General features: G+C 39.1%; 6 protein-coding genes. 3 read left to right on the forward strand and 3 right to left on the reverse strand.

All coding sequences use genetic code 11. The features are described from left to right. Nucleotides 1–13 precede the first annotated feature (13 nt). Nucleotides 14–907 (forward strand): glycoside hydrolase family 16 protein, encoded by an 894-nt coding sequence (locus ACYVM0_RS07985; RefSeq protein WP_460555092.1) that lies wholly within the window; start codon nt 14–16, stop codon nt 905–907. Nucleotides 908–1,041: 134 nt separating this feature from the next. On the opposite strand, the gene ACYVM0_RS07990 is transcribed toward ACYVM0_RS07985, so the two are convergent. The 3 genes from ACYVM0_RS07990 to ACYVM0_RS08000 all read right to left on the reverse strand — a co-directional run bounded on the left by ACYVM0_RS07990 (nt 1,042) and on the right by ACYVM0_RS08000 (nt 9,613). Continuing rightward, nucleotides 1,042–3,321 (reverse strand): glycoside hydrolase family 3 N-terminal domain-containing protein, encoded by a 2,280-nt coding sequence (locus ACYVM0_RS07990; protein WP_460555095.1) that lies wholly within the window; start codon nt 3,319–3,321, stop codon nt 1,042–1,044. A 174-nt stretch (nt 3,322–3,495) separates the two neighbouring features. Beyond that, the gene (locus ACYVM0_RS07995) at nt 3,496–6,222 is read right to left on the reverse strand and encodes an Ig-like domain-containing protein (RefSeq protein WP_460555098.1); all 2,727 of its coding nucleotides are present in this window, start codon (nt 6,220–6,222) and stop codon (nt 3,496–3,498) included. An 85-nt stretch (nt 6,223–6,307) separates the two neighbouring features. Continuing rightward, nucleotides 6,308–9,613 (reverse strand): PQQ-dependent sugar dehydrogenase, encoded by a 3,306-nt coding sequence (locus ACYVM0_RS08000; protein WP_460555101.1) that lies wholly within the window; start codon nt 9,611–9,613, stop codon nt 6,308–6,310. Between the two features lie 548 nt (nt 9,614–10,161). On the opposite strand from ACYVM0_RS08000, the gene ACYVM0_RS08005 reads away from it, so the two are divergent. Together ACYVM0_RS08005 and ACYVM0_RS08010 are read left to right on the forward strand one after the other, a co-directional pair. Continuing rightward, nucleotides 10,162–10,836, forward strand: a complete 675-nt coding sequence (locus ACYVM0_RS08005) for an MbnP family protein (protein WP_460555104.1) — start codon at nt 10,162–10,164, stop codon at nt 10,834–10,836. Beyond that, nucleotides 10,833–11,840 carry a cytochrome-c peroxidase gene (locus ACYVM0_RS08010; RefSeq protein WP_460555107.1) on the forward strand — a complete coding sequence of 336 codons (1,008 nt, stop codon included), beginning with the start codon at nt 10,833–10,835 and terminating at the stop codon, nt 11,838–11,840. The genes ACYVM0_RS08005 and ACYVM0_RS08010 overlap by 4 nt, the downstream gene beginning before the upstream one ends. Nucleotides 11,841–11,883 lie beyond the last annotated feature (43 nt).

The raw sequence follows: 11,883 nt of genomic DNA on the forward strand, positions 1-11,883 counted from the left end.
GATTGCTCTTACTATGATTACACTCAGTTTTATGAGTTGCAAAAAACAAACAACAGGAATTGATGCAGGCACAAGTGCTATACATTCCGGTAATGATGTTACTGTTACTTCCTCTGCGGTCAGTGCATGGTCAAATGTTTTTACAGAAAATTTTAACAGCCTGAATTACGCCACCTGGAAATCCTATAGTGATAACAGTGACCCAACAGACCCCAACTCCAACTATTGTACCTACACTACCTCTGCATTGTCGACGGGTGTAGTAGATGGAAATATAAATGCACTTAAAATTACAGCCACCAAAACAGGGACCAATGCATGGAAATCGGGCCGTATAAAAACATATTACTCCATTAGTCCAACCACCAATACCGAGTATAAAATTTCTGCTAAAATAAAATTTATTGCCATGAATGGCAGCACATACACGTCGTTCGCATCAACATATGGTGCATGGCCTGCGTTCTGGCTTACAAAAGAAACCAATTGGCCAACCTATGGCGAAATTGATATTTTAGAAGCCTATTCCAGGTACGCATCTACCTATGCTACAAGCAATTTATTTTATGGTACCACCGTTGGTTCCAACTTACTTGGTAATACCTGTACAGCAACTTATGCGTCTCCCTATACCACTTCGGGGTGGCATACCTATGATTGTTATTGGGCCAATACTAACGGCGTAGTTACTGTTACAACAAAAGTAGATGGTACTACAGTAAAGTCGTATACCAATTCTATAAACGCAAATCTGAAATTGGAAAAATTTAATTCCCACAATATTATTTTAAATATGTGCATTGCTTCAGATCCGGAACGTAATGTTTTTACACTCAGCAATGTTAACATACTTACCAATACACAAATGTGGGTTGATTATGTTACTGTTGATAAAAGGACCTTGTAACTGATAGAATAAAACAACTCCTTACTTCTGCAGAAAGTATCCTGCAAATATTAACAAAGGGCAGAAGAAATAAATCTCTTCTGCCCTTTGTACTGTTCTGTAATAAAAGCTTCTCTATACAAAGTTCCGGTAAATTATAATTTACCATCTGTATAAGCCTTATAATTTGCAGTAGTTTTATACATTACTTTTACTTTTTGATCACCAACCTGGATGATAAATTCACCTGGTTCTGTTACCGGTTTACTTAGCCCGTTAATAAAAGCCAGGTCTTTGGCATTGATTTTAAAACTTACTGTTTTTGTTTCGCCGGGCTTTAAATCAATTTTGCTAAATGCTCTTAATCTTTTTGTATCCGGCGCTATGGAAGCATACAGATCACTGGTATAAAGTAACACTGCTTCCTTCCCTTCCCTGGTTCCGCTATTGGTTACATCAATATGCACACTGATATTTTCATTATCCTTAAAATCATTTTTATCCGGTTTAAGATTCGAGTACTTAAACGTGCTATAACTTAATCCATATCCAAATTCATACAAAGGATTGTAGCCATTCTTATCATCGGGGTTTCCGTTTTCCAGGTTTTTCCTGTAATAATTTACCAATGCATTGCTATAGCGTGGGTAAGTAAAAGGTAATTTACCTGAAGGGTTGCTATCTCCAAATAAAATATCTGCCAGTGCGTTGCCGCCTTCATTGCCCGAAAAATACATCATCAATGTTGCCGCAGCAACATTATCGGCCCTGGTAATTATTCTTGGCCGGCCTTGCGCAAGCACTAAAATTACCGGCTTACCTGTTGTAGCCAATTGTTGCGCCAGTTCCATTTGAGCTTCGGTTAAATGTAGATCATTAATATTACCCACATTTTCTGTGTAAGTAGATTCACCCAAACAAAGTACAATTGCATCAGCCTGTTGTGCGGCTTCTATTGCGGCATTTATATTTTGCAGCGTGTCAAATTTTGCCCCGGGCTGGTACAACACATTTTCTTTTCCTATTTTTTGCTGAATGGCTGCCAGTATAGTGTTTTTATCTGCTGCATATTTATCGGATTGATCGCCCTGCCAGGTAAAACTCCAGCCGCCGTTTAAAGAGCACATCGTATTGGCGGCAGGGCCTGTTACCAATACTTTACTGCTTTTCTTCAGCGGTAAAATATTGCCGGTGTTTTTAAGCAGCGTAATGGCTTCAGTTGCTGCCTGCAGGTTTACCGCTTTAAATTCATCCGACCCAAACTTTGGAAAATCATCCGGGTTACCAACAGGACGTTCAAATAATCCTAACTCATACTTAAGATGCAGGATTCTTTTTACTGCTTCGTCAATTCTCCTCATAGGTACTTTGCCTTCTTTTACATTTTGAACCAGGTAATCGGAAAAAGTATAATCATAAGGAACAATGCACATATCAATGCCTGAGTTTACAGAAAGCGCCACTGCTTCTTTTTCTGTGGCAGCAACATGATGACGTGTAAACAAATAACGTACATCCATCCAATCAGAAATTACTACCCCGGTAAATTTTAATTCATTGCGCAACACATCTGTAAGTAAATATTTACTGGCATGCACCGGCACACCATTAATTTCTGAAGAATTGATCATAATTGTACGGGAACCTGTTTTAACAGCTTCGGCAAAAGGGGGTAAAAAATATTCTCTCATATAGCGGTCAGGAATCCATGCAGGTGTTCGGTCGTTACCACTTAACGGTGCCCCATAACCTAAAAAATGTTTCATGGTAGAGGTCACATGATACTTATCTCCTACGCTATTACCCTGGTAACCTTTAATAATTGCTGCACCCATGGTGGATATGAGGTAAGGGTCTTCGCCAAAGCTTTCGTAAATACGCGGCCACAATTGTGTTTTAGCTAAATCAAGTACCGGCGAAAAATTCCAGGGAATATAACTGGCCCTGGTTTCATAGGCAGCAATAGTACCTGCCTGTGTAACCAGCCCGGTATTAAATGTTGCTGCCATTCCTATTTGTTGTGGAAATAAAGTGCTGCCCATGGTATAAGAAACACCATGAATGGCATCAATGCCGTACAAAGCGGGTATTTGTAACCTTGTGCTGCCGGCCATATTTTGAATACCGGAAATAATTTCGTACCAATGTTTACGGTCGTAACCATGGTTAGCTACATTCTGAAATGACCCTACATGATGTACCAACATTTTATCTTTTAATTTCTCCGGATCAATTTCATGTGGTTCAATGATCTTGCCCTTTACATCGGTTTTGGAAATAGCATCTATGGTAAGGTTAGTCATCTGCCCTACTTTTTCCTCCAACGTCATTTTAGCAAGAATGGCATTTACTTTTTGATCAATTGTTTGTGCCTGCATCAACTGGCTGCAAACCAATTGAACCAATACAACGAGAATAATTCTTTTCGCCTTCATTTATAGATTTATTTATAGTGATTAAATATGCCGGGTAATCATTGTATACAAATAACTTCTTTTAAGTACCTGTAGTTATAGTATCATAAAATCCGATACTTCCTTAATGCAGCACAGGGTTCATCATACTGAACCCTGTGTGGTATCAAAAATGCCAGTAAAAAAATCCGGTTCTCAATTTTTTATTAATTTTTGAGAAGTTATGATATCTCCTTTTTGAATTTTCAAAACATAGGTACCGGCTGCAAGGGCACTCACATTAACACGCTCTGCAAACCAACCTATCCTTTTTTGGTATTGCTTTGAAAATACAAGTGCGCCTGCTACAGTATATATTTTCACCGTTACGGCTGAAAGGTATTCAACCTCAGTACTTATAGTAATGATACCATCTGCAGGGTTGGGATAAACAGCCGTGCCCTTTTTTGTAACGTCGCCAGAAATATTTATTGCTGCTGCTTCTGCTACAGTACTACCCGTGGCTACTAGCGCCTGTGGTGCTGCAGGTTTTACGCCCTGGCTATCCAGGTTCCATTTAAAGGATGAATATGCGGCGTTAAATGTGTTTTGAACAATGGCTACACCGGTTCCATTAGTACCTGCATTGGGACGGATATACCTGAGTGATTTTCTGTTCATGATCCAATAATAAGGAGCTTCATCGGATACGGTTACACTCCAATGCAATTCTGTTAAGCCTTCGTTACCGGCGGTTAAAGTAGTTTGAGATAACCCTACATTATCTGCAGTAGATCCACCGGTGGGTTGAATAGCTTTTTGAGTGTATTTGTTGATAATATAATAATAGCTGGTACCTGTAACAGCTCTGAATTCCCACTCATAAGAATCTAAAGTGGGTGTTACTGTTTCCTCGTATTGCGTAATGGCAGCTGTAGCAGAGCCGGCTGTTGGCCGCATATAATCCGCCGTCCATTTATTGATGAAATGAAAATAGGATAATGATAGTGGATCACTTATTGCGGTAACAGTCAGCGCTACAGCGGCTGATGTTGTAACTGCCCCATTATTGTCGGTTGCCTTAGCAGTAATGCTATGGCTGCCCACACTTGCACCTGACCAGCTAAAACTGTAAGGGCTACTTACATCGGTATTTAACAACGTTACGCCATCATAAAAAGATACAGCACTGATTGTACCGGGTGCAACATCAGAAGCCGTTGCCGTAAGCGATATAACTGTACCAGAAGTAAAACCTGAACCCGATGCAGGGGAAGTAATACTTACTGAGGGCGGAGTATTTGTAACTGTTATTGATACCGCAACAGAAGTAGTGACTGCGCCATCATTATCTGTTGCTTTGGCTGTAACGTTATGACTACCGATACCTGCACCTGACCAGCTAAAACTGTAAGGGCTGCTTACGTCGGTACCTAACAATGTAGCACCATCATAAAAAGATACGGAACTAACTGTACCGGGCGCAGTATCCGAAGCAGTTGCGGTAAGCGTGATAGCAGTACCGGCCTCAAAATTACTACCCGTTGCAGGTGAAGTAATACTTACCGATGGTGCTGTATTTACAACGGCTTTGCTTAATTCAAACCAGTTTACATTTAATCCGCCGGCAGCATGATAAAGCCTGAGTTTTTGTTTCCCTGCTGAAAGATTTATGGTTACCGAAACAGTAACATAAGTTTGATTACCTCCGGTTGATGCAGTTTGTGTAAAAGAACCGAGTGTGGTTCCCGACTGGTTTTTTATATCAATTTTACCGGTGGCGGCACTATTGGCTACTCTCAAATTACAGGTATGCATACCCGCAGTTGTTACGTTTATGAGATAATCCATATAATCACCTGTGGAAGCTGATCCTGCATCTAAACCACCTTCGCCGCAAACTTCACTTTTAATACCAAAATGATCAAAATAATTTTCAGCCTCTACTCTTAAGATTCCTGTTGCCGGCACTACTTTAGGAATATGCAAGGTTGCAATACCTGTATTACCGTCTATTACGTTTACGTTGGAAATCCAGTTATCTTTAAAAACGGGCAACAAAGATGCAGGATTATTGATCCTGTAATCGTTCCAACGGCCGGAATTAGATTTAGCAACATTAAAATAAGAGAATGCATGTACCCGTGGATATTTATCGAACATTGTTGCTGCCTGGCTGAAAAATTCGGCTTTGTGAGGATCTGTTTCATGACCAAAATTTTCAGAGGCAAATTCAGCTACTAACACGGGCTTATCGGGTGCAATAGCTGTTATGATATCATAAACAGGCCCAAAAGTTTGTTCTACAGTTTGGTACCTGGTTGGCGTATAATTGTAAGGTTTGTCATAGGAATCAAACCCTATCCAATCTACATAAGCATCACCAGGATAATAATTCGCATGTTGATTCCATGTTTCATTAGGCCAGCTGCCACCATTTACACACCAATTCCATAATACATTATTAGCTCCTTTTTCTGTTTTGATAATGCCATAAACCCGTCTCCATGCCGCAATATAATTGGCTGTTGCCGTTGCATTAGCACCATTACTGTAGCCAGACCATGAATACCAGTTGCCATTCATTTCATGAGCATATCGTAAAAAAACAGTGCCGTTAATTTGTTTTAACTGATCGGCAACTGTTCTAAAATAAGTATCATAATTACCATTTATGATATTGGTATAAGATGTTCCCGGCTCAAGCGTTATAATTGGCGTAATACCCTTTGATACTAAATTATTACAACCGGCTACATCAACATTATTGGGCAGCGACATAAACAAAAGGCACAACCCTGGCTTTTTACCCAACTCAGATTCTATTGACGCCAACCTGGTATTGTTGTTAGGCAAACCCTCTTCAAAAAGTCCGTAATATACCTGGGCAAATGAAGCCATATAAAAAAAAGCAAGTGCTATAGTTAAAAATATTTTTTTCATATTTACTATTTTAGATTAAAATAAATAACAAGATTCTTTATCTAAACCCTGTTATTTATTTCAGGTTATTATTAATGAAACGGTATTAATTCTTTACTAATTTTTTAATTTCTGTAGTATTACCTTTCTTAATTTTTACAATAAATGTTCCGGAAGGAAGTGAACTGATGTTTAGATTTTTCTCAAAGTGTCCTTTGATATTTTCAAAATCTTTAGATAAGACAAGCCCGCCATTTACATTGTATATTAATATTGATACTGCAGAAACACCCTCTATATCTGTTGAAATGGTAATCATTCCCTCGGTAGGGTTAGGGTAAATGGCTGTTGGCTTTTTTTCTGTAGCTGCTTCCGGTACCTTTTCGTTTGCAGCATTGAATACCGGAGCGGCAACTAATGCCTGACCGGCAGCAGTTAGTACTACGTTTATATAATCAATGTTAAGATTATCTGTCTCTAAAACTATACGCATTACTTTTTGACCTGCAGTAAGGTTGATATTGGGCACCGTAACAGTTGCCCAAGTTTGCCATGCCCCTGTATTTGGCACTGCAATGCTGCCAGTTATATTTACGCCATCCATTTCAATATGAAAAGATTTACCTGCAAAAGTAGAAGCTACCCTTGCCTGGAAGCTATAGGTACCGGTAGTATTTACATTTACCGTATACTCCATCCATTCGCCGGCGGCTGCATAACCCATATTGTAAATGGCTACGCCGCCATCAGTACCTGCCTGTATATCCACATTTTCTGTTGTGCGGTAAGCATTACCGGCATTGCCTGCGGTGAGGTCGTTATAGGCAATATTCTGCCCGCCAAAATCATAATTCTCCACTTCTACTTTACCTGGCAACGTCATTGGCGTACCATAAAAAGGCATTTGTGCATTAGAAGTAATAATTTCTAATTGGGGTGCATTGGTGCCGGCTTCTTTAGTATTCCAGCTTAACTGGCTTGCTGCATTTGCCAGGTTTTTAAAATTGAAACTTACCAGATTTCTGCCGGCAGCTTTTTCTGCATTTATATAACTGGTAACATCCCAGGTATAATATTTTCCGGCAACATCTGTTACGCTGGTAGTGGCAAGTGCAGTGGCAGCAGCAGCGGGCTTATTATTCCAATTGGTGGTGGCCTCCGCCCATGTTGTACCAGACACAGCATACATGGCAACAGGTATGGCAGTGCCTGCGGCCCCCAGGTTACCATACACTTTTATTTTTGCGCTGGAAATATTACCAGTAATGGTTGACAGATCAAATCCAAGGTAGCCCTCCCTGTTATATCCGCTATTAGCTGTTACATCCAGTTTGGTTTCCATTTTGGCAGGATTGGTGGCACCATAATTGATAGCAGCGTTGGCACCATCTCTTACATATACATCCTTTGTGGTGGTTAAAGTAGTAGTTGTAGCTGCAACTGCATTAAAAACAGCCGTGTAAGTAGTGTTATTGGCAGGTACAGAAAAAGTTTGATTCATAGTACCACCATGTACCCAACTATCAAATTGATAACTAACGCCATTTAAAGTTTGAATCAGATCTGCACCCATAGCAAATGTGATGCCCTCCACACCATTAGTGGAGTAAGGTGTAGTTTGGGGTGCTCCATTTACGGTAACCTTTAAACCAGCAGGCTGCGTAACAAAACTTATTCTTGATAATTGAGGTACTACAGAAACAGAGGCAGTGTCAGTTAAGCCATTGCTATCGGTAACGGTTAAAACTAATCTATAGGATACCACTGTATCTGTTTCGTTACCTGTTAAAGTTGTGAAAGAGCCGGTTTTAGAACCAACAGCTAATCCACCAGTTGCCAAATCATGGGTGTGTTCATTATGATCAAAAAATAATCCCCATTTGAAGGCACTGGCAGGTAAAACTCCATCTTCTGCATCGGTAGCCGAGCCGGAAAAGCTAAACGACTGACCGGCAAAATAGGTTAAACCTGCTGCCGGAGTTATAATGGTGGCTACAGGAGGGGCATTGTATGCTAATACGGTAAGGGTTGCAGCTGTGCTTGTTACTGAACCAAAAGAGTTAGTTGCTGTTACAGTATAACTACCTGCATTGGCAGCTGCAACAGCTGGTATTGTATAAGTACTACCGGTTGCACCAGTAATGTTAACGCCACTTTTTTCCCATTGAAAAGTCATGGGAGTTGCACCCGAAGCATTTATCGAAAAACTTGCTGGTTGGCCGGCAGTCACGGTAACGCTTACAGGCTGATTAGTGATTGTGGGCGCACTTACATTGGTATAGATAACCTTAAAAATTGTTCCACCCTGAGCGTAATATAAATTACCATCAACCCCTAAACGAAGTGTAGTAGTGTTCGCATTTGGAGATGCGCCACCAACACCAGTTGCAAAATTAGTATAGACCCCTGTACTGGGATTAACGTAATTAATCCAGTTATTGCAATAATCCATGTAGAAAAATTTTCCTACATAGGTTGCGGGATAATTAGTTGCGGGAGACTCTAAAAACGCAGCACCTATAATAGCACAACCTTCCGACGTAGTTACCGGTGTATAGTTAGGATTGGTAACATAATACACAGGATTTTTATAAGCAGGGTTGGTAGAATTACCTTCTACAACCGGATGGCCTGAATTAGTGCCAGCCGCAGTAACATCATTAATCTCCTCAGCAAAAGTTTGCCCTACATTACAGATATATACTTTCCCTGTTGATGGAGAAATATCCATTGACCATGGGTTACGTTCACCCATAGACCAAATACACTTGGTTATAGTAGAGGCACCTGCTTCATTGTAAAAAGGATTTCCTGCTGCCGGAGATCCATCTGCCGCATTTAGCCTTAATACCTTGCCTCCGTATTTTGTTTTATCCTGAGCAGCAGTAGGAACATCATTTTCACCAATAGAAATATAAAGATAGCCGTCCTTAAATCTGATACCCCCACCATTGTGGCGTTGCGAAGTAGTAGATAAAAGTGGAAATTCTCTAAGCGTTAACTGTGCAACTACCGCATCACCACTAAGCGTAAGTCTTGCCAGGCGATTTACCAAACTGGTGGTGGTATAACATATATAGATATAGTTATTAGTTGCAAAATTAGGATCTACCGTAATTGCACTAAGACCGTCTTCTCCTCCGTTTCTTACACCAGTAAGTGTAAGCATCGTGGAAAGCACTCCGTTTTTAAATAACCTGATCCGGCCATCCTGATGTGCAATAAATAATCTTCCGTCAGGTGCAAAAGTCATACCCGTTACAGTTGCACCTGTAGCGGTAACCTGTACCCTGCTGAAACCTGCAGGAAATGTTTGGGCCATTACACTGTTAAGTGAAGCCGCCAAAACAAGCAGAACAATACTGCATACTTTAACAATTGCGTTAAAAAAAGCTGGTAATCGTCTTTTCATTTTTTTGATTTTTTTTAATTAATAATTTAAAACAGGAAGTAATTGCTGTAGCAGGATCTTATCAGGGAATGCTTTGCTTTTAAATAAGCTGTAGCAGAAAATCAACAGAAGGAAAAATAACTTAACAATAAGATGGTAAGTAAAAACTATTTTTTTACTGCTGAATTTTTCAGCTGATATTTTAAGCATATCGTTTACTGCTATAAAATTTACTAAATTGATATAGCAGAATGAAAGTAGAGAAAAAAGAAATTTTAAGTGCCGAAAAGCAAAAGAATTAAAAACCTATTTACTACAACGTTGTAGCTTTTTTTGATAAACCTTGTTACTCTTTTTTATCTGAGAAATATAAAATTATGTATGTTACAGCCGTAGTTTATTAGCAGTTTACGGCCAGGCAATAGTAGATAACACAAATAAATATCAGCCCGCATTTTTTTAGCTTAATGTTAAAACCACTATAACAACTCAATTGTAAAGCCTGGAAAAAGAATACATTTTTAGCAACAAAAAATTAAATTATTATTTACAACTTTTGAAAGAACACAATGAAACTTATATTTTCTTTTTTACTAACTGTGTTAAACAGCCTGCTGTTTGGGCAGAACGTTTCCATAACATTTAATCCAATATTCAATGCAGTACCACTGCAATCAGATAAAGCATACAGCTACAAAACAGACAGTATACAGATCACTGCATTAAAATTCTACCTGTCTGACATTCAAGTATTCCAGGATAATAAGCCTGCGGGCATAGCTATTAAAAAATATCATTTGGTTAATGTGGAGGACCCTGCCTCGTTGAGCCTTAATTATTTTAATAAAAACAACCAGCCTTTCAACCGCGTTACATTTAACATAGGTATTGATAGCCTTACCAATGTATCGGGTGCACAGGCTGGCGACCTGGACCCAACAAATGGTATGTACTGGACCTGGCAAAGCGGCTACATTAATGTAAAGCTGGAAGGTAAAAGTAAGATGTGTACTGCCCGTAATAATGAATTCATTTTTCATATTGGAGGGTACCAATATCCCAATGCTACTATTCAACCACTTTCATTTAATATACCCAATAAAAAAAATATTGCTATTGATATAGATATTACCCAACTGCTCAATCAGGTCAACCTGGCTGAGCTTTATCATTTAATGAGCCCGGGTACAAAGGCGGTTGAAATGGCCCAACAATTTTCAGCAATTTTTAAAGCATGTATATGAAAACAAAGCGGATACTAATTTTAATTGTTGCTTTTACTTCATTACTCTCCTTTAACTTAAAGCAACAGCCATTAATTTACCCTAACTATTTTCCTGAACCTGTATACAATTATAAAACAAAGCCGCTCGACAGTATCACGGTTGAATTAGGCAGAAAACTTTTTTACGACCCGGTTTTATCAGCAGACAATAGTACTTCCTGTGCATCCTGTCATTCTCCTTACAATGCCTTTGCACATACTGATCACAATTTGAGCCACGGTATTAACAACCAGTTGGGCAACAGGAATGCGCCTGCGTTATTTAACCTGGCCTGGCAAAACTCTTTTATGTGGGATGGGGCTGCCAATAACCTGGAGGAGCAGGCCCTGGCTCCTATTATTCATCCAAAAGAAATGGGTAGCAATATGGAAGAAGTGGTAAAAAAACTAAATGCTGCTGAAGTATATAAAAAACTATTCAGTGATGCCTATGGCAGCAATAAAATAACCAGTGAAAAAGTATTGCAGGCATTAACTCAATTTCAATTAACATTAATTTCTGCTACGGCTAAATATGATAAAGTAAAACAAGGAAAAGAAAACTTTACCCTGGAGGAACAAATTGGCTATAATCTATTTTTACAAAACTGCAACAACTGCCATACAGAACCATTGTTCAGCAATTATAAATTTGCCAATAATGGACTCACTACAGATACTACCTTGAATGACTTTGGCAGATGGATGATAACAAAAAAAAGTGCAGACAGCCTGATGTTTAAAACACCGAGTTTACGAAACCTGAAATACTCTTATCCTTATATGCATGATGGAAGATTTAAAACAGTAAAACAGGTTGTTGACTATTATATGAGGGATATCAAACAATATAAAAACTTATCCGCTCCTTTAAGAACACCAATAATATTATCACCTGTTGACAAGATCAACCTCATCGCATTTTTAAATACATTGAACGATGAGGAATTTATTTTAAATACAAAACATCAATACTCCCGGTAATAAATAAAGTAAATGGTATAGTCCTGTTGTTAAACATACAGGG

Source organism: Ferruginibacter profundus (genome assembly GCF_054783275.1).